Source organism: Kribbella sp. NPDC055110 (assembly GCF_053607525.1).
This window is the reverse complement of record NZ_JBSGTS010000007.1, coordinates 162075-185541: the sequence shown is the minus strand read 5'-3', so window position 1 is coordinate 185541 and position 23467 is coordinate 162075. Positions and strand designations below refer to the sequence as shown.

The following is a 23467-nucleotide window of genomic DNA, read 5'->3' as shown; positions in this document are numbered from 1 at the left end:
TGACCTCTTCCGGCCATCCGGGACTACGCCCGCCGGAGACCTCCGAGGCTCGGAGGGTGAGATCCCACGCGAAGATCCGACTCGGGGCCGCCGCGGTGGCCGGTGCGCTGGCCCTCGGGCCGGCTGCAGCCGCAATACCGGCGTACGCCGTGCCTCCGAAGGGCGCCTGCCGCAATGCCGAGCCGGCCCATCCCGTGCAGAAGGCACTGCCGTGGGCGCAACAGTTGCTGATGCCACAGCGTGCGTGGCCGTTCAGCACAGGCAGCGGGGTCACGGTCGCCGTGATCGACTCGGGTGTCGACGCGGACCATCCGCAACTGCGCCGCCCTGGCAAGGTTCTGCCCGGGCACGACTTCTACGTGCCGGGCAAGCTGCCCGGCAACTACGACTGCATCTCGCACGGGACCGGGGTCGCGGGCATCATCGCCGCCGACGGCCGGCCCGGGATCGGGTTCGAGGGCGTTGCGCCGGGGGCCAGGATCCTGCCGGTGCGGATCAGCGAGCGGGAGACGGACACCAACGGCAACACCGAGGAGATCGATCCGAAGATCCTTGCCAACGGCATCAAGTACGCCGTCGACGCGAAGGCCCGGGTGATCAACCTTTCGGTGGCCGGTTTCCGCGACCAGCCACCGGTCCGGAAGGCGATCGCTTACGCGGTCGCCCACGATGTCGTCGTGGTCGCGGCGGTCGGCAACGGGCAAAGCTCGGACGACGGGCCGCTCCCGTCCTACCCGGCGTCCTATCCGGGGGTCATCGGTGTCGGCGCGATCGACAACTCCGGGGCACGGGTCAGCGCATCCCAGGTCGGTCCGTACGTCGACCTGGTCGCGCCGGGCGGCTCGGTTCTGGCACCGACCCGCGTCGCCGGACACGCCTACGAGGACGGCACGAGTTTTGCCGCGCCGTTCGTCGCCGGTACGGCGGCTCTGGTGCGGGCCGCGTGGCCCAAGCTGACCGCCGCGCAGGTCGCCCAACGATTGCTGGCTACCGCCGACCCGGCCCGCGGCGGTACAGGCAGCCTGGAGTACGGCGCCGGCATCGTCGACCCGTACCGAGCCGTCACCGAAGGGCTCGCCGTCGGCGCGGCGAAGAAGTTGCCGGCGGCACACGTTCCGCCACCCGACGAGCACGAACTGGCGCTCGCGGCCTGGTGGCAGTCGCGCGGAGTAGTCGCGCGGAGCACCGCCGTACTGGCCGGCGGCGCGATGGCGATCGTTGTGCTGCTGGCGTGGTTGATGACCGCTGGTCACCGTCGTCGTTGGGCTGTCGGCCGATCGGCGATCGCCCACAGCGCCCGGCGCGAGCAGGCGGACCTGCCGCCGGAGTTCCTGTTCGCCCGTCCCAACCGCGACGCCTGAGCCGAAACAGGTGAACCCCAGCCGGGGGGACCCGGCTGGGGCTCATCCGCTGGATACTGTCGCAGCGACCGTCAGACCGACAGGCTGGCCGCGATGCCGCGGCAGGTAGCCAGCGTGGACTGACCGTCGGACACGACCGAGTCCATCACGGTGGCTCGATGCTTGGCGTCCATACCGTGAGCGTCCGCCTGGTTGGTGAGAAGCTGGGCGTTGACGAAGTAGTCGTCGTGATCCGCGCTGCACCACGCACCCGAGGAGAGTGCGTTGACAGAGCTCAGCTGGTCCTGAGCGGCGGTGATCCGCTCCTCACCAAGGTTCCGGTAGACCTGTGCAGCGTCCATCATGCCGCCGAACTGCTGAAAGATCTCAGCCATCAGTAACTCCTTGTCTGTCGGTGTCCGATCAGGCCGTGGGCATGCCGATCGTGCCGAACGACTGCATGCCGTTCGCGCTCAGCTGTTCGTAGATGTTCGCGATCTGCATCGTTCCGTCGGACTGGATGCCGGCCTGGTTCTGGCCCTTGAGCTGTGCGGCCTGGGTCCAGTTCTCGTGCCCCTGCACGTTGGACTGGTACGCCTCACCGCGGAACGACCCGCCCAGATCCATGGTGTTCGCCTGCGACCGGCGGACGTTGTCCCCCAGCGCCTCGGCGAATGCCGCGGTCTGGTTGGCGTGGTGGGCCATCTCCGGTGTGAGTCCCTGAATGAAGGCTCCGGCCATGACTGTCTCCTCTCTCGTCTGGTGCTTCCGCTCACAAGCTAAGGAGCCGACGGCAGCAGGCGGTCCGGGCGGCACGTTCCTGCCATCGGCGTCCACGGACCGGTCCGGGCGCGTGAGGATCCTCAGGGACAGGCCTCACGGAAGGGGTTCGACGATGGCGACCATGTTGGTCCGGCGTCCGATGCGGCGGCTCGCCCCGGAGCTCCCGAGCGGCGAACTGTTGCTCGAGGCACCGCCTGAGGTTCCGGAGCCGGGCGGCCGGCAATGGATGCAGATGTTGATGGTGTTGCCAATGGTCGCGATGATGGGCGCGATGATGCTGATGTTCTCGGGGAGCATCAGCAGCAGTCTGCGCTACGTGATCTTCGGACTCTTCGGCCTGGCGATGCTGGGCATGGTCGTGATGGCGGTCTTCGCCCGTTCCGGTGGCGGCAAGGCCGAGATGAGCCAGGCCCGGCGGACCTATCTGCGGCACCTGGCCCAGCAGCGGATGCGCCTCAGCAGGTCGATCGAGCAGCAGCGGGAAGCCCTTGGCTACCTGCATCCGCACCCCGAGTCGCTCTGGGTGCTGGCCGGCAGTTACCGGCTGTGGGAACGCCGTCAGGACGACGCCGACTTCGGCGCGACCCGGATCGGCGTCGGTTCGCAGAATCCCGCCACCACAGTGGTCCCACCGGACACCCAGCCACTCGAGCGCCTCGAACCGCTGTCGGCGCTGGCATTGCGACGATTCGTGGCGACGTACTCCACGGTGCCGGGGTTGCCGCTCGCCATCGCGATCACGGGTTTCAGCCGGATCTACCTGCCGGGTGACCGGGAACGGTCCCGGGCGATGGTCCGCGCGATGATCGCGCAACTGGTGACGCTGCAGGCCCCGGACAACCTGCGGATCGCGATCTGTGCCGCGCCGGAGGATCTCGAGAACTGGGACTGGGCCAAGTGGCTTCCCCACACGCTGCACCCGGAACGCAGCGACGCTCTCGGACCGGTCCGGCTGATCGCAGCATCGATCACTGCGATCGAGGCGATGCTGGACGACGTCGTGAGCAATCGCCCGCGGTTCGATCCGGACGTCGCCGGACGGGTCAACGGCCCGCACCTGGTGCTTGTCGTAGCCGGTGGCGACGTGGACGGATCCGATCATCTGCTCGTCGGCCCGGGACTCGAAGGCGTGACGGTACTCGACCTGACCGTGCCGCCACCGCGAGCGATCGACTCGACCGCGATCAGCCTCGATCTCGCCACCGACGGCGCCATTACGGCCGAGACCATGGAAGGCGAGGAGCATCTCGGGCAGGCCGACAGCCTCGACATCGCTGCTGTGGAAGGACTTGCCCGGCAGCTGGCTCCGCTGCGGCTGACCGCGGGCGCGCAGGGCGATCAGCCGTTGAGCGCCGATCTCGGTCTGGCCGAACTGCTCGATCTGGGTGATCCGTTCGACTTCGATCCCGACGACACCTGGCTGCCCCGGCCGATGCGGGAGCGGCTCCGGGTCCGCTTCGGTCTGCGGGCCGATGGGCAGCCGATCGAACTCGACCTGAAGGAATCTGCCCAGGAGGGTATGGGACCACACGGGCTGCTGATCGGTGCGACCGGTTCGGGCAAGAGCGAACTGCTGCGGACCCTGGTACTGGCGCTGGCCATCACGCACCCGCCGCGGTCGCTGAACTTCGCGCTCGTCGACTTCAAGGGCGGCGCGACGTTCACCCGGCTCGACGCGCTGCCGCACACCAGCGCGGTGATCACCAACCTGGCCGAGGAACTCCATCTGGTCGACCGGATGACCGACGCGATCAACGGTGAGCTGCTCCGCCGGCAGGAACTGCTCCGGGCCGCCGGCAACTTCGCGTCCTTGCGCGACTACGAGAAGGCGCGCACGGCCGGAGCACCGCTCGAGGAGGTTCCGACCCTGCTGGTGATCTGCGACGAGTTCTCCGAGTTGCTGACCGCCCGTCCCGACTTCATCGACATGTTCGTGCAGATCGGGCGCGTCGGCAGGTCGCTCGGCGTACACCTGCTGCTGGCGAGCCAGCGGCTGGAGGAAGGCCGACTGCGGGGGCTGGAGACACATCTGTCGTTCCGGATCGGTCTGCGGACCTTCTCCGAGGTCGACAGCCGGACAGTGCTGGGCGTCAGCGACGCGTTCAAGCTCCCGCGTGCCCCGGGACATGGCTTCCTGAAAGTCGGCACCGAACAGATGGACCGGTTCCGCTCGGCGTACGTGTCCGGCATCCACCGGCGGCCCACCGCGGACAGCCTGCCGTTGCAGGACAACACGGTCGAACTGCTCGACTACTCCAGCCGGTACGTCGCCCCGGCGGTGACCGAGGAAGTCGAGGAGGACGACGACCCGGACGGCGTCTTCGACGAGTCCGGCGGCGAGACGCTGCTCGAGATCCTCGTCGAACGCCTGGAAGGCCGCGGCACCCCGGCTCGCCAGATCTGGCTGCCCCCGCTGGACAAGCCGCCGGCGCTCGGCGAGTTGCTTTCGCAGCTCACCGCGATCCCCGGCAGCTCGTTCGTCCCGGGCCGGCTGCAGACGGTCGCCGGCGTCGTCGACCGGCCGCTCGACCAGCGCCGCGACCCGTTGCTGCTGGACCTGTCGGGCGGAGCCGGCCACGTCGCCGTCGCGGGTGCGCCGCACACCGGGAAGAGCACCGCGCTGGCCGGCATCGTCGCCGGTCTCGCCCTGACGCACACCCCCGAGGAAGTGCAGTTCTACTGCCTCGACTTCGGCGGCGGAATGCTGTCCAGCCTGCGCGATCTGCCGCACGTCGGAACCACCGCGGGCCGTCAGGACACCAACGCCGTACGCCGGACCGTCATCGAACTGCTCGGCATCGTCGCCGAGCGAGAGAAACGCTTCGCGCAGGACGGTATCGACAGCATGGCGACGTACCGCGAACGGCGCCGGCGGGGCGAGGCCGCCGACTATGCGTACGGCGACGTTTTCCTGGTGATCGACGGATGGGGGACGATCCGCAACGACTTCGAGGATCTCGAGCAGGCGATCGGCGACCTGGCCACCCGCGGTCTCGCGTACGGCGTGCACCTGATCATCAGCGCCGCGCGCTGGTTCGACGTACGAACCAACGTCCGTGACCTGTGCGGCACGAAACTCGAACTGCGACTGGGCGACCCGATCGACTCGCTGGTCGACCGTCGAGCGGCAGCACTGGTCCCGGAGCATGCACCCGGGCGCGGTGTCACGACGAGCCGGCACCACTTCCTGACCGCGGCACCACGACTCACCGACAGCGCGGATCGGTTCGCCGTCGGGCTGCGCGAACTCGTCGCCGCCGTCAAGGAAGCTTGGCCGGGCAAGCCGGCGCCGGAGATCAAGCTGCTGCCCGGTGACGTGCCGTACGCGACCAACGACGGCGCCAGCTCCCGCGAACACGGACTGGCTGTCGGCGTCGCGGAGCGCAGCCTGGAGGCGGTGCTGCTCGACCCGAACGCCGACCCGACGTTCATCCTCCTCGGCGACACCGGCTCCGGAAAGTCGGGCTTCCTGCGCACGATGGCGCACCGGATCCGGGAGACCTATACCCCTGAGCAGGCACGGCTTCTGGTCGTCGACCACCGGCGCAGTCTGCTGGGTGACGTCGAGAGTGACCACCTGCTGGGGTACGGCACGAATCACGCGGTCACAGCCCAGCTCGTCAACGGCTTGGCCAACGTGCTGCAGGAACGGCTGCCCGGTCCCGAGGTCACCGCCCAGCAGTTGCGTGACCGCAGCTGGTGGGAAGGGCCCGAGCTGTTCGTCCTGATCGACGACTACGACCTGGTGGCCTCCGCGGAGAACCATCCGCTGATGCCGCTGGTGCCGTTCATCCCCCAAGCCGCTGACCTCGGTCTGCGGATCTACGTGGCCCGCCGGACCGGCGGCGCCATGCGCGGGCTGTTCGAGCCCGTCCTGGCCCGGATGCGCGACGTGGGCTCACCAGGCCTGCTGATGTCCGGCAGCCGCGAGGAGGGTCCCCTCCTCGGCGGTCTCCGAGCCCAGCCGATGCCACCCGGCCGCGGCTGGCTGGTCACCCGCCAAGGCACCAACCAACTGATCCAACTGACCCACCCACCGACCAAGGAGGACTGATGGCGGACCTAGACGCCAGAACCGAGGCGTTCCACACGGCTAGCGGCGGCCTGGCCGACGTGACCGACGACTTCTCGACGAAGATGCGGGAGGCCGGACAGAACTCGGCATCCCCGGCCGCCGGCGGTGGAACGGCCGAGAGCACGGCCTTCATGAAGGTCGAGCGCGCTGCTCGCGACAAGCTGGTCCAGTACATGTCGAACACCGCGGACGGCCTGCAGGGCTACCAGTCCGCGATCACCGAGATCGGCGGCGCCCTCGATCGGAACGCCGACGTGACCACCCAGCGTCTGAACAAGCTGCTGAAGCCGCAGGACGGCAACGTCACGCCGAACAAGGACTTCGACCCCGGGCACGCGATCGTCTACCAGCTCGACCATCCACGTCCCAACCCCGCCCCGGCAGGAGGCCACTGATGGCAAAGGATGCCCTCGGCGCTTCGTCCATCAGCGAAGTGACCGGCAAGATCGGCGGTGCGCAGACGGTCCAGGCCTGCGTCGACCTGATGACCACGCTCTCCGTGATGATGCAGACGGACGCGGAACTCAGCGGCCCGCTGGAGACGGCGGGAATGATGTGGAACTCGTCCGCGGATGCCGTCAACACCGCGCATCTGGAGCTCCACTCGGTCACCGAGACCCTGCTGCAGGACTGGCACAGTGAGGACTCGGAGATCTTCAAGCAGAACCGGGCAACCACCGAGGCATCGCTCTCGACGTCGTACGGCGCCATGACTCCGGCGCAGGGTCTGCTCAACGAGTTGGCGGGGCAGATCAGGACGACAGCGACGACCGTTGCGACGCAAACGGAGGCACTCAACAAGGTTGTGCGCGAGTACAACGCCGCGAAGACCATGGTGGCGCCCGGGGACTTCAACGAGGCGGCCTGGGCGAACCAGGCGAGGATCCCGTTGCAGGCGGCCGGCGACGCGATGACCGCGCTCGCGGGGCAGTACAGCAGCACAGGCGCGACCCTGACTTCCAACGCGCAGAGGTTGAAGTGGGACGGTCCCGGCAGCAGGAACGGCAGTCCCAGCGCGAACACCCCGGGCAACACCCCGTCCGCGCCGGGCTCACCGGGCGGACCCACGGGTGCCGACCCGGCAGCCGCCGATCCCGGCGGCCAACAGGCGGGACCGGCCGACCAAGGCGGCGGGGCGCAGGACGCCGGCGCGGGCGCGGGCGGGATGGACGGTGCCGGTGAGGCGGGTGGCACCGGTGCGGGATCGATTCCGGAGGTGCCGGGCGGTGGTACCGGGTTGGCCGGGATGCCTGCGGGATCGACGGCGTTGTTCCCGAGGGAGCCGATGCTGCCGAACGTGCCGGTGGCCAACGCTCCGGTCACATCCCCGATCAACACGCTGCCGGTCGGTGCGGTGCCGGGCGGGTTCACCGGGGGCGCTGCCGGTGCCGGTGGTGGTGTCGGCAAGGTTCCCGGCGGTGGGGTCGGTGGCGGCGGTCTGCCGGGTGCCGGCGGTGTCGGGGGCGGGCACCAGAAGGGTGTTGGCTCCAGGCCGGGTGCGGTCGCCGAGACCGCGTCGTCGCAGGGTCCGCTGTCCGGCGGGCGGGCGCCGGCCGCCCCCGCCGGGCTCGCCGGTGGCACCGGCGCTGCGAGCGGCCAGGGTGGCGGCGGCATGCCGCCGATGATGCCGCCGATGGCCGGCGCGGCAGGTGCCGGCAGCAACCGGGCCGGGAAGCCCGGCAACGGCGTGCTCGCCGGGCGGGCGAACCGCCGGCGGGACCGGCAGCAGGGCGACACCCCAGGCGTCCCGGCCGGGCTGCGTGGCCGGGAGGGCAAGGATCTGCCTGGCGCGTTTCCCGCCGTACCGGTGAACACCCGAAGGCGTAAGGAGAAGACCGAGGCCGCCAACACACTCCAGTTCCTCGACGAGGACCTCTGGAAGGTGGAGGCAACCGACGCCAAGGCGGCCCCGCACCAGGAACGCCGCCCGTCCAACTGAGCACCGATCACGAACGAAAGCCCGGCCCGAGATATCCGATCTCGAGCCGGGCTTTCGAGCTGTACCCGGGGCCGCACCGCGCCTTTCCGGAACAAAAACGTCACCTGGTGACGAAAAGTTTCCGGAGATCGCAGGTAGGTCAGGGAACGGGTTGGATGGCTGCGGTGGGATCGAGGCCGGGGCCCTGGGGAATGCGGGCCACTAGGGAGGCTGGGATCGGGACCGGTTGTGCGCCGCCGTAGCCGAGGGTCTCGACGAGCTTCGGGTCGGACAGCGGGTAGGCGCGTCCCATGTCCGTGACGACGGAGATCGTGCCGGCCGGAGCCTGTTCCGAGGGGCGCGCCTCGACAACCGCCGCCGTACCGGGAGCGATCAGGATCCGGTCGGCGAGAACCGTGTCGCGCCGGGTGCGTTTGGTGGTCGCGGTCATCGCATCCGGCAGCGGCATCGCCGGGTCGATCAAGATCGTGGGGAGCGACTGGCCCGGGGTGAACGCGGCGCAGACCGTGCCGATGCCGTCTCGTGGACCGACGAAGCGCGGCCAAGTGCGCGGCACCGCACCTTCCTCGGTGCTGACCGCGGGCAGTTCGGCCTCGCTGACTGCCATCAGGTTGAGCTCGATCGCCGTCGGCGACTTACCGCCGTACGCCGCCTTGAGCGGAGCGTACGCGCGCTGGATGTCGTACTGCACGTCACTGATCGGCAGCAACGCCTTCTGCGTTGCCAGGTAGTACTGCCTGCCCGCCGACGTCTGCACGACGAAGAGCTGCCCCACCAACGTCTTCGGCCGACCCGGTACGACGGTCGTCGGCGTACCGATACCTGCCGGCCGCAGCGGGGCGATCGGCTGACCGTCGGGAAGCGCCGCCACGAACGCTGCACCTACCTGCGTGACCGGCTGCGAATGCAGCGCGACCGCGACTGTGGCGACGTCACTCTTGGCGATCCGATGCCGGTAGCCCTCGCTGAGGAGGTACTCGTCACCGGTCTCGATCACCCGGACGGGCATCGCGTCCTCGGTCATCGCCGTACCGGCGTCCGGCCGCTGCCCGATCATCAGCACCGACTCATTGGTCCGCGTTCCGGCCTGGTCGCGGGCCGGCTGCGAGCACAACGTCCACCCACCGGTCAGCAGTTTGTTTGCCGGCGGCAACGCGTCCGGCGCATCCGGAATCCCGATCCGAGGACCCCGCGGTATCCCGGTCAGCGACCGTTGCGACACCCGCCGCGTCTCGCCTTTCTTGCCTAGTGCAAGCAGTGCGGAGACGTAGTTGGCGACCGGGTGCAGGTGTCCGTCGATGTACACGTACCGGGTGCCGGTCTCCTTCTCGACGATGACGCTGTCGCCCTTGCTCCAGGCCTTGTTGCCTCCCGGGACGACCATCCCGTACACGCCGACGGCGGCCAGCGCGACGATCATGATCGCGACTCCGCCGAACGCCGCGGACGTGGCTCGTTTGAACGGCGGCTGCTCCGGGTCGGTCTCCCGGGTGACGAGCGCTGACACCATCCGCTGCACCGAGAACTGGTGCGACTGCAGTTGGTCCTTCCTCGTCGCCATCTCAGCCTCCCCAGCCCCGGACCACGGCGTACAGACCGAGCACCGAGCAGGCGAGCGGGATCAGCGCCAGCGTGACGAGTACTTCGAGGATCTCGGCGTACCTGCTCAGGTATGGGCTCGGGAGCTTGGCGCTGTACCGGAGGCCGCAGAAGATCGTGATCGCGGCCAGCATGACCATCAGCGGGACGATCAGCGCGGCCGGGTCTGCGGCCGAGGCGCTCAGCGGACCGAGTACCAGGCAGGCGATCCCCGTCAACGCCGTGGTGAGCAGCATCAGGCGGTGCTTCACCACCGGGTAGATCCTTGCCCGCAGCAAGCATCCGAGCGTGAGCAGTCCGGTCAGCACGGTGGCCGGCGTACTGCGGTCCGTGGTCAGCAGCACCAGGCACACCGAGACCGCGATCGCGACGCCGGTCAGCATGCCGGTGAGCAACCCGTCGGCGCGGACGACCGCGCCGTACACGTGCCGTCGTGGTGGCTGTGGATCGTCGCGGACCAGGTCGGCGGTCGTGCGCGGCAGGATCGGCATCGGGAGCCGGCCGAGCCGGAGCGCGAGCGGACCGAGCAGCGGCGAGAACGCGAACGTCGCGGCGCCGACGATTGCGGCGACGTCGGGTCCGTCGAGTGAATCCGCCGTACCGATCCAGCCAGCGATGAGGCCGAGCAGGCCGGTGCTCATGGCCGCCGCGAACAACGAGCCGCTGTCCACGATCCCCAGGTAGCAGGCGACTCCGGCGAGCATCAACGCCGTACCGGCCGACAGCATCTGGGGTGCGCCGATCGCGGGCCACGTCGACGTACCCGCGAACAACAGGCCGCCTCCGATCGCCGCGAACGGGAGTGCGAGACCGCCGAGCAGCGCGCCTGCGCCGGAGTCTCCGACCACGCGGGCCAGCGCGACCCCGGCGGCGACCAGCAACGCCGAGGTGAGAAGCAACCAGCTGGCGGCGTCGGCCCAGGGCGCGCCGCGCCGGAGCACCACGGCCATCACCACCAGCAGGGCGAGCGCGGCGCCGGTCAGGCCGGCGATCCGGGTGTGACGGGCGGTCCACGGTACGCCGAGTTTGCCTGCGCCGGACGCGACCGCGTCGACCAGGTCGTCGTACTCCAGCTCCGGCCAGTCGAGACCGCGCGACACCAGATGCAGGATCTCGCCGTCCCGGATCCGGTGCGAACCGAGCGTCCGGCCGAGGTTCAGCTCCATGCCGTCGCTGCGACGCAGGACCCACCCGCCGTCCGGAGCGCCCTGGTCGGCGAGGTGTTCACCGGACTTGGTCAGGAGACCGGGAAGGACCTCGGCTATTGCTGCTTGTTCGGGTAAGGCCAGGTCGAGGCGCCGCTGGGGAGCCACGACTGTCACCCGGACCAGACCTGTGATGTTCATGTACCCAACTGTCTTGGCGATCAGGCGGTCGGGCGCGGGCGCGACAGGTTCCTGCCGTCCACAACCGCCGTACGTCGGGCCGCCTTAGCGTGCTGTTCGTACCGGCGGATGTGGAGGCACCGTGACGACTGATCGAGAGCTGCTGATCCCGGTGGGACATGACGTGGGAGTGGTGTATTCGGGGGCGGACGAGCGACGGCAGCAGGTCCGGGTGGGCGTCGAGGTCGCCGAGTTGCCGGACCACGAGTTCGCGGTCTGGCTGCTGGCGCACGGCGTCGACGACCAGGACCGGCCGACGCGGTCTTCGCTGACCGAGCGTGCCGTCAACCTCGGGCTGAAGGCAGAGCAGGTGGTCGAGCGGTTCCTTCGCGACGGGCTCCTGGTGGCGGTCGATCCGGAAGCGGACGATGCGGTCGAGTTCGCCTCGGCCCATCAGCTTTTCCCGTTGCTGCAGGGACTCGGGGCGGATCCGGATCAGCCGTGGATGCAGACCGTCGGGCTCCTGAACCAGCCGGTCGCGCAGGTCTCGGTCGCCGTGTACGACGTTCTGATGTGGGCGCAGCTCGCACCGGAGCTGTGGAGCGGCTGCCACGATGCGGCCAAGGTCGCTGTGCAGGCAGGGGTGACGGCGCCGGAGGAGACCGATCCGCGGAACGTGCTGACCGGCGTACTCGGGCAGATCCACGGTCTGCTCTGCGTGCGCGCGGCGTACTTCGACCGTCGGAGGCTCCGATGACCGCGCCGGTTTTCCCGATCGGGCATTACAACGGCGTTCGCGAGCAGGAGCAGGTCGTCCGGGTCGGATGGAGTCAGCACCGGCTCGATGCGGACGCGTTCGCGGTCTGGGTGCTGGCCCACGGAGTGCCGGAGGTCGGCAAGGGCGCGTGGACCGTCGACGATGTGGTCGTCCATGCGCAGCGGGCCGGGATCACGGAGCCGGCGGCGTACGTCGAGCGCCTGGCCGACGCGGGACTGATTGCGGTTGTTGACGAAGGACGGCTGTTCGCGCAACGGCACCGGCTGGACATCATGTTCGTTGGCCTCGGCAACGCACCGGACCGACTGGAAGGGCATGCGGTGGGGATTCCCGGTCTCGGGACCGCCGCGATCCTGGACCCGGACTGCTACGAGTTGTGGCAATGGGGTTCGGTGGCGCCGACGTTGTGGCACAGCTGCGAGGTCCGCGCGACGGTCACCGCGGAGCCGTCCGGCCGGCCCGATCCGGACGCCGCCCTCGCCGAGATCCTCGGCGACCTGAGGTTCCTGGTGGCACGCGGATGCGCGTACCTGGACGTTGCGGGATGACAAGATGACCCTGATGGCTGAGATCTCACCCGATGCGCTGGTGCCGCGTGCCACCGGGCCGGTGGCCACGGTGTACCTGCTGGCGCCTCCCGGCGGGCGGACGGTCGCGTTGAAGGTGTACCCACAGCCGCTCGATCGGCGGACCTACAACGCGATCGAGGTCGAGCAGGCGAAGCTGGCCGGGTTGCGGTCGGCGCCGTCGATCGTCCGGGTGGAGTCGCTGGACGACCTGCCCGACGGACGGACCGGGCTGCGGATGGAGTTCTGCCCGCAGGTCTTGCCGGACCTCGTCGCGAACGGTGCCCTGCCGATCGGGGACGTCATCGTCCTCGGGCAGATCCTCAGCTCCGTGTTGGCCGAGGCGCACGATGCCGGACTGGTCCACGGCGGGGTGACGCCGGCGAACGTGCTCGAGCGATCCAGCGGGCAGCCGGCGCTCTCGGACTTCGGGCTGGCGCTGCGGCTGCGGTTTCCGCGTGACCTGATGGGCGATGCGGCGTACACGGCTCCCGAGGTACTGCGGGAAGGCGAGCTGTCCGAGGCGGCCGACGTCTACGGGCTGGGCGCCGTACTGTATCTGGCTCTGACCGGACGGCCACCGTTTCCGGCGCGGCCGGGTGAGTCCCCGGACGGCGTCGTACTGCGTGTTCTGCGGGAACCGCCCGCGGAGGTGACCGGCCGGGATGTGCCGCCGGCGTTATCGGCGCTGCTGCAGCGGATGATGGCGAAGGATCCGGACGCCCGTCCGGAGGCGGCGACCGTGGTCGGCGAGTTCGAGGCGTTGCTGGCCGGGGCGGGAGCGGAGCCGGAGGACGAGCTGGATTTCGACGATTTCCGCGACGAACTGGCTGCGGGTCGGAGCGTTCCGCTGGCCGTCGTCGAGGCGCCGAAGAAGAAGGCGCCCGCACAGCAGAAGCCGGCCACATCTGGTGCGCCCGGAAAATCCCGGAAACCGCTGCTGATCGGTGCGGGCGCGGCGGTCGCGCTGGTGGCCGTCGTACCGGTGGTGTTCCGGCCGGGCGGCGACGACCCGGCCGATCGGGTGGCCGCGCCACCGCCTGCTGTCAGTACGCCGACGCCGACGCCCGCGAAACAGGCCACGATCAAGCTGAATCCGCCTGTGGACAAGGGCACTTCGGTCGTCCTGACCTGGTCGTACCCGCGGGAGCTGACGTACGCCGTGATCGTGGCGGAGCAGGGTGCCAAACAGCCGCAGACAACGCTCCGGGGCAAGCAGACGACGCTGACCGTGCAGGTCAGCAGCGGACTGAAGTACTGCTTCCTTGTGCAGGGCACCGACGGCGTGGACAAGTTCGAGAGTGAGCCGAGGGCCATCCGCGGTGCGACCTGCAGCGGTTGACGCTGGACGGACTGTGGACCGGTTCTGGACCTCGATCGCCTAGTCTGAGCGCGTGAGGCCGATCCCCTTCCGCCCCAGGCGGCTCACCGAACTGCTCCGCAGGCGTGGCCGCTCCGAGGCCACGCTGGCAGCGGTGGTGGCCGGTTGCGTCGGGTTGATGAGCGTGGTCGTGCTGACCGGCGCCGGCTCCCCGGACAGCGGCGTGAAGTTCACGCAGTCCGGTCACTGGGTCTACAACAGCGTGGTCGGACGGATCTTCCACCTGGACGGCGCGACCGGCAAGGTGGACGCGGACACCGAGCTGAAGACCGCGACGCCGGGTGCGCAGGTCGTCCAGACCGACAAGCAGGGGTACGTACTGTCCCGATCGCGGATCGACCAGTTCGGCAAGTCCGACCTGACGGTCCTGGACCCGGTGCAGCCGCCGGCGACGAACGAGCAGCCGATCGGGCTCGAGGCGGCCGGTGCGGCGTTCGCCGTGTACCAGCAGAGCGGGCGGGTGGTGCGGTTCGGCGACAAGGAGACGATCGTGTTCCCGGGCGGCCCGCTCGGCGATCCGGTTGTGACGTCGGACGGGACGCTGTGGGTGCATCAGGTCGGCGACGGCGAGCTGTGCCGGCTGCCGATGACCGCGGACCGGATGTCCTGTCCCGCAACGGCTCCCAAGGGACACAAGGGCGCGCTGACCGCGGTCGGGTCGGACGCGGTGTTCGTCGACCTCACCGCTCGGCAGGTGTACACGCTGAACGCGGGCGGGATGGACACTGGGCCTGACCTGGGCGACATCGACGTACCCGACAACGCGCTGGTCGCGGGCAACGACGTCGACGGTCGGCTGGCGATCGTCGACCGGGACCACAACCGGCTGCACCTCGTCGACATCGCACACCCGGACAAGCCCGAGGCGCCGATCAGCACGCCGCTCCCCAAGGGGAACTTCGACAAGGTCGCCTCCTCCGGTGCCGGGATCGCCTTGCTGGACAGGAAGAACTCCAACCTGATCACGCTCGGCCGCGACGGCCGTCAGGTTGGCGAGGCCAAGCTCCCGAGCCGGCCGGCGGGCGGGGGTGCGAAGCCCGAGGCGAACCTGTACCGCGGCGACGACTCCCGGGTGTACGTCGAGAACGGGATCGGCGACCGCGTCGTCGTGGTCGACCGCGACGGCGAGACCGAATCCGTGGACATCGGCACCAGCGAGAGCGGCGGCAAGCCGACCACCGTGCCGACGAAACCCGGGAACACCGCCAAGCCGACTCTCCCGCCGGCCAAGCCGAAGACCACGCCCCCGAGTATTCCTCCGAGCACTCCCCCAAGCACGCACAAGCCGGAGACGCCGCGGCGGACCACGCCGACGAATCGGCCGGGCACCGAACACACGCCGGACAAACCGGATCCCGGCAAGACGAAGACGCCGCCGCCGACCCGCAAGACCACACCGCCGACACCGCCGAAGCCCCCGGCTGCTAAGCCGGGCCGGCCCGGTGCCGCGCTGAACGTGGCAGCCCGGATCATCGACGGCGGTGCGGTCGTCAGCTGGGGCGCGGCTGCGGCACATGGCGCGACAATCACGGCGTACACACTGAGCTGGACCGGTGGAACGACGACGGTCAGCGGGTCGACGCGGTCGGCGCTGATCCCGAGCCTGAAGACGAAAACGCCGTACTCCTTCACGATCTACGCGGTGAACAGCGCGGGCAACGGGCCCGCCGTGAAGTCGAACCAGGTCGAGCTGAAGTGGAACCCGGCCGAGTCACCGCGGGAGCTCCTGGTGCAGACCGACGGTACGAGCGGGTCGCTGACGCTCGGCTGGATGCAGCCGACGATGGGCGACGGGACCTTCCTGCGGTACGAGGTTTCGATCGGGTCCAGCACCGCGCCGGTCCGGGTGAAGTCGACCACCATGTCCGCGACGATCAGTGGGCTGACCGACGGGAAGTACTCCAACTTCTTCGTCCGCGCGATCACCAAGGCGTCGGACGGGCAGGAGGTGGTGGGCAAGTACACCAGCCTGCGCGCGACCTCGGTCGGCAAGGACCAGCCCACCAAGCGGGTGGTGGCATCGCGGGGCAACGGTACGACGTACGGCAACGACTGCCGGCACCCGGAATGCGCGTTCGTCCAGGTCCGGATCGAGAACCTGACGCCGAGTACGACGTACAACATCAAGCCGTACACATCCGGGTGGGGCAACTTCAACCCCGGCTACAGCACCAAGACCGACGCCCAGGGCCAACTCCTCGTCCCGGACCAGTTCCCCTGCAGCGCCGTCGGCCAACTCACCTGGGTAACAGTCCAAGGCCCCGAAGGCACCTACACCTCCAACAAATTCTTCTGGAAATCCGGCACCTGACCCACCTGGCGGGCGTGCTTACGGCTCGGTCTGGTGGTGCCGACTACCGCGTACTCGCGTCGGTTGAGGTAACTCGTCAGCTGCTCGGGCGTCAGGCGGCGCTCCGGCGACGGGTCAGTCCTTTACTGCTAGGACTGCGGCTATTAGGTGTTGGTAGTCGGTCAGGTCGTCGGGGGCGTTTTCGTTGCGCCATTCGGTGGCGGGGACGATGCCGGGGTCCAGGACGGTGAAGCCGTCGCCGAACAGGGCGAGGATCTGGTCGTCGGTGCGCCAGCGGCCGCGGCCCAGGGAGCCTTGGAGGACCTGCTCGAGCTCTTGGCTGCGGGGGTCGTTCTCGCTGCGGAAGTGGCTGATGAAGACGTGGCTGCCGGAGGCGATCCGGTCCTTCCAGAAGCGGACGATGCCGGCCGGGTCCTCGTCGTCGTTCACGTGGTGCAGGGTGGCGCTGAAGATGACGCCGACGGGCTCGCCGAAGTCGATCAGCCGCACGGTGTCGGGGTGCTCGATGATCGCCTTCGGCTCGCGGAGGTCGGCCTGGATGACCGTGGTGTTGTCGTTCTCGGCGAGCAGCGCGCGGCCGTGGGCGAGCACGATCGGGTCGTTGTCGACGTACACGACCTTCGCGTCCGGTGCGTACCGCTGGGCGACCTGGTGGACGTTGTCCGCGGTCGGCAGGCCGCTGCCGAGGTCGATGAACTGCCGGACCGGCGTCTTCGTGACGATCTCGCGGACCGCGCGGATCAGCGCACCGCGGTTGTCGTACGCGATCACGCGGGATCCGGGGAGTTCGTTGATGAACCGGTCCCCGAACGCGCGGTCGACGGCGAAGTTGTCCTTGCCCCCGAGCAGGTAGTCGTACGTCCGGGCGATACTCGGCTTGGTCGTGTCGAAGCCCGGGAACGGCGAGTTCTCCGTCACGTGCTCGTCTGCATCGGCCATCGCGCGGAATCCTTCCTTGTCGAGACAGATGTCACTCTATGCGACCCGGAAACTACCTCGCTTCCGGCCCCGGCAAGTCTCGCCGACGCTAGCGAGTGAACAGCGTTCGCAGTTCGAGGGACGCCTGGAACCTGTCGATCCACGGCCGTCCGCGCAGCGCCTTCTGCAGTTCGCGAACACCCGCCCACGCGTCGTTCTGCACGTCCGGCGTCGTCGCTCCCCCGGACCACAACGCACGGTCGACCGCCTGCGCGACCCGCGTCAGCCCACCCGCGGTCCCCGGCAACTCCTTCGCCGCATCGGCGAGGTCCCGCACCGTCATACCGGCAGTCACCGGTACGCCGTGCGCGCGCAACCGGTCCCGCGCCTCGGCCCAGGCCCCGACCACCGCCGCGCTCCCGCCCCGCCGTCGGCGTCGCGCCGACCGGACGAGCTTCACCAGCGGTACGCCGACCAGCCACAGCAGCAACAACCCCACCGACACCGAGAACACGGCCGTCGGCGAAATCGGCGGTAGGACGGGCCTGCCCGTGTCGTCGCCCCGATCCGTCTGCGGCGGAACCTCCGGGTCCTTGATCTTCTCCACCGGCGGTACGGCGGCCCGCGCCTGGCTGGTGATGTCGTCGATCGACCCGGCGACCGTGGTCTTGCCGGTGGCCGCATCCTCGGCCGGATCCAGCGGCCACCAGCCGAGGCCGTCGACCGCCACCTCGGGCCAGGCGAACGCGTCCGAGTTCCGCACCGTGTAGTACCCGTCCGCCTCCGGCTTCGCGGGCGCGCGGAACCCGACCACCAGCCGCGCCGGGATCCCGTTCAGCCGCGCGAGTACGACGTACGCCGCCGCGAACTGCGCGCTCGTTCCGGGCTGTTTCGTCTCTGCCTGCGCCCCGCCCGGCTTCTCGTCGAGGAGGAAGCTCTTCAGCTGCGGCCACCCGTACCCGGTCGGCAGGACGTCGCCGACCGCCACCGTGTAGTTCTGCCGCAGGTACTTCTCCAGCGCGATCGCCGTCGCGAACGTCGCCCGTTTCCCTTGCAACGGATCGATCGACGCGATCTCCGGCGGTACCGCGGGGAGCTCGAACCCGCCGGACGCGTCCCCGTCGATCCCCGCGTTCAGCAGGTACTGCGCATCGATGTCCGGCTTCCGCCAGGTCAGCTTGTAGTCGTCCGGCCGTCCGGACGACATCAGCGTCCCGCCGATCGGCTCCACCTGCGGATCCGTCACGCCGCTGACCGTTGCCGGCAGCAACTGGCTCGGCAACCACGGCCCGTCCAGGTCCTCGAGCTGCACGTTCGCCGACTCGAGCGACGTCGGCACAGTGACGTCGGAACCCACCTCGGACCCCATCCGCAGGAACGGGTGGTCGGTCGTCCAGTTCGCGCCGTCGAAGTCGTCGAGCGCGACCTGCCGCCACCGATCGACCGGCTTCGAGGCCGTGTACTTGAACACCACCTCGTCGCGCTCCCGCGCGCTCAACCGGCTCGCGAGCTCGTCCAGCGGACTCGTCTGCCGAACGCCGGGAGCCGTCGCGGACTGCACCTTCTGCAAGGAGTACGGCGTACGCCCGACTGGATCGATCGTGCTCACGATGATCCCGCACACGATCGCGGCGATCGTCACGACCGCGGTCGCGAGCCATGGCGCGATCCGCCGTACCTCCAAATTGTCCGGGATGAGCAGCGCGACGACGATCAGCCCGAGCGCAGCGGCGATCAGTACGGCGCCCCACCCGTCCGCCGCGATGTACAACTGGCTCGCACCGACGACACCGAGTCCGGGGATCAACGCGACCAGCGGCGGCGCGCGGTCGAGCAGCTCGACCGCGAGCAGGCAGGCGATCAACGTCAGCAGCGGCACGAACACCACGAGCTCCGGATCCGGCCGCGCCGGCCAGGTCGACTCCAGGGTCAACCGCCAGCCTGTCAACCCGTTCCCGAGCGCCCGGATCGACGCCGCCGTGGGCAGTCCCGCCACAGTAGTTGCCCGCAGCACCGTTTCGGCAACGGCGAGCAGACCGCCGAGCACGATCAGGATCGGCCGCCACGCCGCGAGCCGCTGCCTGCAGATCTCCGTGACGACGAAGGTGACGAGACACACCGATCCCACCGGCAGCCAGAGGTTGCGCAGCCCGAACACCGGCCCGAAGCACAGCCCGCCGATCAGCACGGAGGCGAGCACCGCGATCGTCTGCCGGCGGCTCATCGCAGGACTCCTGTCCACTGTTGCAACGCTTCCTGGGCCGAGCCGCCGAGGACGACCTGGGCGCTGAGGATCGGTGCGACGCCCTGCGCCTCGCCTAGGCCGATCACCGTCACCGACGAGTACCGCCGGAGCAGCGGCGCGAAGTCCGCGGCCGATCCGCGTGCACCGGTGACGACGACGATCGCGCCACCCGCGGACATTCCGGTGGTCAGCACGAGCGGCACCAGGCCGGACTTGTCGTCCCGCTGGTCCACCACGCACAGCTCGTCGAGGAACATCCGGGACGCGACGGCGCCGCCGGGAGCAGCGAGATCGGCTCCGGCCGTGGTCACCAACCGGCAGCGGTGGCCGGCCGTCGACGCCGCGAACAGGATCGACGCCGCGACCTCGGTCGCCTCTTCAAAAGTTGCCTCGGACAACGGTCCGCGCCGGGTGTCGAGCAGCACCGTGAGCCGCGGCTGATCCGGATCGGCGTAGTCGCGAACCATCAGCTGCCCGGTGCGAGCGGTCGCCTTCCAATGCAGGTGGCGGACCTCGTCGCCGACGACGTACGGGCGAACGTCGCGCAGGTCGGCCGATCCGCGCAGCGAGTCGTCCGCGGTCCGGCCGACGTGATGGTGCCGCGGCCGGCCGGCGACCACGGTCTTGGTCGGATGCCGCTTCGGGTGCACCCACAACGTCGCGACCTCGCCGGTCGCCTTGCTGTTGCGGGCCAGGCCGAGCGGGTCGCGCCGTTCGAGCGTCAGCGGGCCGACGGCGATCTTCCCGCGCCGCAAGGTCGGCAGCTCATACCGGTACGTCGCCTCGCTGCCCGGACCGAGCCGCCGGATCTTGACCTCCTGCCGCTCGTCACCCGCCGAGTCGTGCGCGGCGAACGCGGCCTGCCAACGCGTGCCCTCGTTCCGCACGCGCAACGTCGCCAGCGCCGGACGGCCGCGCACGACCCGGTCCGGCGACAGCACTCGCTGCACAGTCACCTGCGGTTGCCGCACCGTCAGTACGGTCGCGGCGATCAACGCCCCGAGACCGATCCCGGCCAGTGCGCGAAAGACGGAGTACCCAGCCACTTCGCCCAGTGCGTAGGCGGCGATCGACCCGAGTAGTACGGCGACCCCGCGTCCCGTGAGCCTCATCCGGGCGGCCACGTGAACGAGTTGGACTTGTACGGCCCTCCGGGACCTGTCGCCGTCACGTAGACCGTTTCGCCGACCCGGGAGTTGTGGAACTTCTCCTGATCCAGGTCGCCGTTGTCGTCGGTGGTCAGCGTGTACGTGTCATGGATCTGCGTGCCGTTCGAATACGCACGGAACGTGTAGTCGGTGTTCGGCTCGAATCCCCTGGCGTGCAGGACCATGTAGTGACAGTCCTGCTCGGTGCCTTCCGGGCAGTTCGAGTCGGTGAACTTGGTGACCTGTGGCCCGTACGTGATCGAGAACCGTCCCGAACCCGGCGTCGCGGTGACCCTCGCGGCCACCCCGATCAGCAGCTCACCGTTGGATCCGCGCGTCACCGCACGGACCTCGAACGTGTACGCCGTACCGTTCGTCAACCCGCCCCAGGTGTAACTGGTCGACGATGTCGACTCCGGATCGCTGTCCTGGCTGACGCTGTAGCTGACGAACGTCCCGCCGTTCAGGTTCGGGCGCCGCCAGCCCAGCGTCACCTCGTTGTCGCCCGGCGTCGCCTTCAACCCGGGCGGAGCGGCGGCCGGGCTCGCCTTCACCGGCGGCGGCTTCGGCTTGGGTTTCGGCGTCGTCGGCTTGCTCGGCGGCGGCGTCGGCTTGGTGGTCGTCGGCTTCGTGGTCGTCGGTCTGGTCGTCGGCTTCGACGGCGGCGGCGTGGTCTTGCGTTGCGGCTTCTCGGTCGGCGGTTCGGTCCGCTGCGGCGTGCGCTTGTCGCCGTCCGACCCCTGGGTGTTCTGCGGTGGCGGCGGTTTCTGCGTCTCCTCGGTCGGCGGCGGCGTCGAGGGTGGGGTCGAGGGTGGAGTGGTGGTCTCCTCGGCCTTCGGCGGCTGGGATTTCTCCGGTTTCCGGGCCGGGCCGACCGCCTCCACCTCGGTGACCTCGCCGTCGTCGTCGACGACCATCGAGTGCTCGCCGGTCACGCTGTCGACGTACAGCCGCTTGTCCGCGCCGCGGAACAGCGTCGGCTCGTCCTTCGGGTCCGGCTCGGCCTTGCTCGTCGGCGGCGGGATCCGCTGGACGGACTTTTCCTTGCCGTCGGCACCCAAGGTCACCAGCGTGTCGTTGGTGGCGTCAATGAGTGCCAGACCGTGTCCGCTGGACGCGATCTGCGAGTACTTGCCGGCCGGCAGCTTCCGGGCCACCGGCGCCGCCGCCTGCTGGTCGCCGATCACGGGCGCGGCGTCGACGAGGTGCAGTTCGTTGCTCGTCGGTTCGACGATCGCGATCCGGCCGTTCACGTCGTACGGCGCGACCATCGCCGCCGGCGTCATCGCGACATCCGGGATCGGCACCCTGCGGCCGAAGCCGTCGGCGTCGACCGCGCGCAGTTCGCGTGCTGTGGTGTCGACGAACACGACCTGGTCCGACACGACAGTGAGTGCGCCGGTGTGACCGCTCGGCACCTCGGCCGGGCACGTCAACCGGTCCGCCTTGATCGGCAGCCGGCAGAGTTCGCGGCTGGTCAGCCGGTGCACCCACAACGTTCCGTCGGCGGTGGTCACCGGCGGACCGAGCGAGCCGCTGCCGGGCAACGTCACCGGATCCTCGCTGAGCCGGGCGATCGCGCCGGCCTCGCGGTACACGGCGTACGCCGCGCCCGGCGCCTCGAGCGCGGTCGGCTGCTCCTCGGACGGCGCCTTGATCGGGTCCTCGACCACCAGATCGGACTTGCCGAACTCGATGATGCTGCCGCGCGCCAGCATGAACCCCTGCTTGTCGGTCTGCACAGTCCGGACGCCCGGGCCGAGACCCGGGAACGGGAGTTGCCCGTCGACGGCCTTCGTCCCGCCGTCGATGTGGAAGACGCTGCCGAGCGTGCTGTTGTAGATCAGATGGCCGGTCTGCAGGAACTTCAACCCGCTGGTGTCCGCGCCCGCGCCGGTCACGGCGAGCGTGGTGGCCACCACGCAGACCGTCACCACGGCGGCGAGCGCCGCCCGCGAGCGCCACGCCTCCTGCCGCAGGAACTCCTTGACCTTGCCCCCGATCCGATGCCGCATGTCAGCTCGCGGTCGCGCCGGCCGTCGGCGCCGGTACGGCGGACAGCACCTCGTCGACCACGGACGACGGCGGCCGTTGGCTCAGTTCCGCGTCCGGTGTCAGCACCAACCGGTGCGCGAGCACCGGATGCGCGACCTGCTTGACGTCGTCGGGCGTCGTGAACGCCCGGCCGTCGGTGGCCGCGAAGGCCCGGGCCGCGCGGACCAGGGCGATGCTGCCGCGCGGGCTGGCGCCGTACCGGACCGCGGTGTGCTCGCGGGTCGCGGCAGCCAGTTTCACGGCGTACGAACTGATCGCGGGGTCCACGTGGACGGACCGGACGGCGGCGATCGCGTTCCGCAGCGCCGGTACGTCGATGACCGGGCTGAGCGAGTCGGGGCCGATCCGGCCGGTGTCGCCGAGCACGATCCGGACCTCGGCGTCATGGTCGGGGTAGCCGATCTCGATCCGCATCAGGAACCGGTCGAGCTGCGCCTCGGGCAACCGGTACGTGCCCTCCATCTCGATCGGGTTCTGGGTGCCGATGACCAGGAACGGGTCCGGTACGGCGCGGGTGTTCGAGTCGACCGTGACGCGGCGTTCGGCCATCACCTCGAGCAGCGCGGACTGCGTCTTCGGCGTACCCCGGTTGATCTCGTCGGCGACCACCACGTTGGCGAAGATGCCGCCCGGGTGGAACTCGAACGCCTCGGTGCCCTGGTGGTACACCATCACGCCGGTGATGTCGCCGGGCAGCAGGTCCGGTGTGAACTGGATCCGGTTCCAGCTCGCGTCGATGCTGCGCGCGATGCACCGGGCCAGCGTGGTCTTGCCGAGCCCCGGTACGTCCTCGATCAGCAGATGCCCCTCGGCGAACAGCGCGGTCAGCGCCAGCCGGATCACCTCGGGCTTCCCGTGGATGACCTTCCCCAGGTTGTCCGCCACCAACCGATACGCCTCGCCGGGCGGAATCGTCGCGCTCATAGATGTCTCCCGTGGTGTACGCCGGACTGCACTGAGTGACCATACTCAGCCCTGGTCCATCCGCCGTACAGAACCGGTCT

The 23467-nt window shown here is 69.6% G+C and carries 17 protein-coding genes; 8 read left to right on the top strand and 9 right to left on the bottom strand.

Annotated features, from left to right (window positions below; translation table 11 throughout):
• Positions 1–56: 56 nt before the first annotated feature.
• Positions 57–1361 (top strand): type VII secretion-associated serine protease mycosin, encoded by a 1305-nt coding sequence (mycP, locus tag ACWF0M_RS13825; RefSeq protein WP_452235992.1) that lies wholly within the window; start codon positions 57–59, stop codon positions 1359–1361.
• 71 nt (positions 1362–1432) lie between these two features.
• Here the strand turns inward: mycP and ACWF0M_RS13820 are convergent, their stop codons facing one another.
• Both ACWF0M_RS13820 and ACWF0M_RS13815 read right to left on the bottom strand, forming a co-directional pair.
• Positions 1433–1735, bottom strand: coding sequence for a hypothetical protein (locus tag ACWF0M_RS13820; RefSeq protein WP_452235991.1), 303 nt, complete (start codon positions 1733–1735; stop codon positions 1433–1435).
• Positions 1736–1763: 28 nt separating this feature from the next.
• Positions 1764–2081: a hypothetical protein gene (locus ACWF0M_RS13815; protein WP_452235990.1), complete on the bottom strand. Its 318-nt coding sequence runs from the start codon at positions 2079–2081 to the stop codon at positions 1764–1766.
• Positions 2082–2235: 154 nt separating this feature from the next.
• On the opposite strand from ACWF0M_RS13815, the gene eccCa reads away from it, so the two are divergent.
• From eccCa to ACWF0M_RS13800, 3 genes are read left to right on the top strand one after another with little or no spacing between them, the layout of a single operon-like run.
• A complete protein-coding gene (gene eccCa / locus ACWF0M_RS13810) occupies positions 2236–6177 on the top strand; it encodes a type VII secretion protein EccCa (RefSeq protein WP_452235989.1) in 3942 nt (1313 codons plus the stop codon).
• On the top strand, positions 6177–6593 hold the full coding sequence (locus tag ACWF0M_RS13805; protein WP_452235988.1) for a hypothetical protein: 417 nt from the start codon (positions 6177–6179) through the stop codon (positions 6591–6593). Before eccCa ends, ACWF0M_RS13805 begins: the two co-directional genes overlap by 1 nt.
• Positions 6593–8137 (top strand): hypothetical protein, encoded by a 1545-nt coding sequence (locus tag ACWF0M_RS13800; RefSeq protein WP_452235987.1) that lies wholly within the window; start codon positions 6593–6595, stop codon positions 8135–8137. The genes ACWF0M_RS13805 and ACWF0M_RS13800 overlap by 1 nt, the downstream gene beginning before the upstream one ends.
• Before the next feature lie 139 nt (positions 8138–8276).
• Here the strand turns inward: ACWF0M_RS13800 and eccB are convergent, their stop codons facing one another.
• Together eccB and eccD are read right to left on the bottom strand one after the other, a co-directional pair.
• Positions 8277–9698 carry a type VII secretion protein EccB gene (eccB, locus tag ACWF0M_RS13795; RefSeq protein ID WP_452235986.1) on the bottom strand — a complete coding sequence of 474 codons (1422 nt, stop codon included), beginning with the start codon at positions 9696–9698 and terminating at the stop codon, positions 8277–8279.
• Position 9699: 1 nt separating this feature from the next.
• Positions 9700–11082 (bottom strand): type VII secretion integral membrane protein EccD, encoded by a 1383-nt coding sequence (eccD, locus tag ACWF0M_RS13790; RefSeq protein ID WP_452235985.1) that lies wholly within the window; start codon positions 11080–11082, stop codon positions 9700–9702.
• Between the two features lie 121 nt (positions 11083–11203).
• On the opposite strand from eccD, the gene ACWF0M_RS13785 reads away from it, so the two are divergent.
• The 4 genes from ACWF0M_RS13785 to ACWF0M_RS13770 are packed head-to-tail and all read left to right on the top strand — an operon-like array spanning position 11204 to position 16097.
• Complete coding sequence (locus tag ACWF0M_RS13785) at positions 11204–11818, top strand: hypothetical protein (RefSeq protein WP_452235984.1); 615 nt, start codon at positions 11204–11206, stop codon at positions 11816–11818.
• The gene (locus ACWF0M_RS13780; protein ID WP_452235983.1) at positions 11815–12387 is read left to right on the top strand and encodes a hypothetical protein; all 573 of its coding nucleotides are present in this window, start codon (positions 11815–11817) and stop codon (positions 12385–12387) included. Before ACWF0M_RS13785 ends, ACWF0M_RS13780 begins: the two co-directional genes overlap by 4 nt.
• A 13-nt stretch (positions 12388–12400) precedes the next feature.
• The gene (locus tag ACWF0M_RS13775) at positions 12401–13747 is read left to right on the top strand and encodes a serine/threonine protein kinase (RefSeq protein ID WP_452235982.1); all 1347 of its coding nucleotides are present in this window, start codon (positions 12401–12403) and stop codon (positions 13745–13747) included.
• 52 nt (positions 13748–13799) lie between these two features.
• Complete coding sequence (locus tag ACWF0M_RS13770) at positions 13800–16097, top strand: fibronectin type III domain-containing protein (RefSeq protein WP_452235981.1); 2298 nt, start codon at positions 13800–13802, stop codon at positions 16095–16097.
• Between the two features lie 114 nt (positions 16098–16211).
• Here the strand turns inward: ACWF0M_RS13770 and ACWF0M_RS13765 are convergent, their stop codons facing one another.
• The 5 genes from ACWF0M_RS13765 to ACWF0M_RS13745 all read right to left on the bottom strand — a co-directional run bounded on the left by ACWF0M_RS13765 (position 16212) and on the right by ACWF0M_RS13745 (position 23387).
• Positions 16212–17036, bottom strand: a complete 825-nt coding sequence (locus ACWF0M_RS13765; RefSeq protein ID WP_452235980.1) for an SAM-dependent methyltransferase — start codon at positions 17034–17036, stop codon at positions 16212–16214.
• Positions 17037–17124: 88 nt separating this feature from the next.
• On the bottom strand, positions 17125–19239 hold the full coding sequence (locus tag ACWF0M_RS13760) for a transglutaminase TgpA family protein (RefSeq protein WP_452235979.1): 2115 nt from the start codon (positions 19237–19239) through the stop codon (positions 17125–17127).
• A complete protein-coding gene (locus ACWF0M_RS13755) occupies positions 19236–20372 on the bottom strand; it encodes a DUF58 domain-containing protein (protein WP_452235978.1) in 1137 nt (378 codons plus the stop codon). The genes ACWF0M_RS13760 and ACWF0M_RS13755 overlap by 4 nt, the downstream gene beginning before the upstream one ends.
• Positions 20369–22423 carry a fibronectin type III domain-containing protein gene (locus ACWF0M_RS13750; RefSeq protein WP_452235977.1) on the bottom strand — a complete coding sequence of 685 codons (2055 nt, stop codon included), beginning with the start codon at positions 22421–22423 and terminating at the stop codon, positions 20369–20371. Before ACWF0M_RS13750 ends, ACWF0M_RS13755 begins: the two co-directional genes overlap by 4 nt.
• Before the next feature lies 1 nt (position 22424).
• Positions 22425–23387 carry an AAA family ATPase gene (locus ACWF0M_RS13745; RefSeq protein WP_452235976.1) on the bottom strand — a complete coding sequence of 321 codons (963 nt, stop codon included), beginning with the start codon at positions 23385–23387 and terminating at the stop codon, positions 22425–22427.
• Positions 23388–23467 lie beyond the last annotated feature (80 nt).

Bases quoted from the DNA above. Each gene is read 5' to 3' on its own strand.
- ACWF0M_RS13765 (WP_452235980.1), bottom strand. From the start codon at position 17,036: ATGGCCGATGCAGACGAGCACGTGACGGAGAACTCGCCGTTCCCGGGC.
- ACWF0M_RS13815 (WP_452235990.1), bottom strand. From the start codon at position 2,081: ATGGCCGGAGCCTTCATTCAGGGACTCACACCGGAGATGGCCCACCAC.
- ACWF0M_RS13745 (WP_452235976.1), bottom strand. From the start codon at position 23,387: ATGAGCGCGACGATTCCGCCCGGCGAGGCGTATCGGTTGGTGGCGGAC.
- ACWF0M_RS13800 (WP_452235987.1), top strand. From the start codon at position 6,593: ATGGCAAAGGATGCCCTCGGCGCTTCGTCCATCAGCGAAGTGACCGGC.
- ACWF0M_RS13755 (WP_452235978.1), bottom strand. From the start codon at position 20,372: ATGAGGCTCACGGGACGCGGGGTCGCCGTACTACTCGGGTCGATCGCC.
- eccD (WP_452235985.1), bottom strand. From the start codon at position 11,082: ATGAACATCACAGGTCTGGTCCGGGTGACAGTCGTGGCTCCCCAGCGG.
- ACWF0M_RS13760 (WP_452235979.1), bottom strand. From the start codon at position 19,239: ATGAGCCGCCGGCAGACGATCGCGGTGCTCGCCTCCGTGCTGATCGGC.
- ACWF0M_RS13805 (WP_452235988.1), top strand. From the start codon at position 6,177: ATGGCGGACCTAGACGCCAGAACCGAGGCGTTCCACACGGCTAGCGGC.
- ACWF0M_RS13750 (WP_452235977.1), bottom strand. From the start codon at position 22,423: ATGCGGCATCGGATCGGGGGCAAGGTCAAGGAGTTCCTGCGGCAGGAG.
- ACWF0M_RS13820 (WP_452235991.1), bottom strand. From the start codon at position 1,735: ATGGCTGAGATCTTTCAGCAGTTCGGCGGCATGATGGACGCTGCACAG.
- ACWF0M_RS13775 (WP_452235982.1), top strand. From the start codon at position 12,401: ATGGCTGAGATCTCACCCGATGCGCTGGTGCCGCGTGCCACCGGGCCG.
- eccCa (WP_452235989.1), top strand. From the start codon at position 2,236: ATGGCGACCATGTTGGTCCGGCGTCCGATGCGGCGGCTCGCCCCGGAG.
- eccB (WP_452235986.1), bottom strand. From the start codon at position 9,698: ATGGCGACGAGGAAGGACCAACTGCAGTCGCACCAGTTCTCGGTGCAG.
- ACWF0M_RS13780 (WP_452235983.1), top strand. From the start codon at position 11,815: ATGACCGCGCCGGTTTTCCCGATCGGGCATTACAACGGCGTTCGCGAG.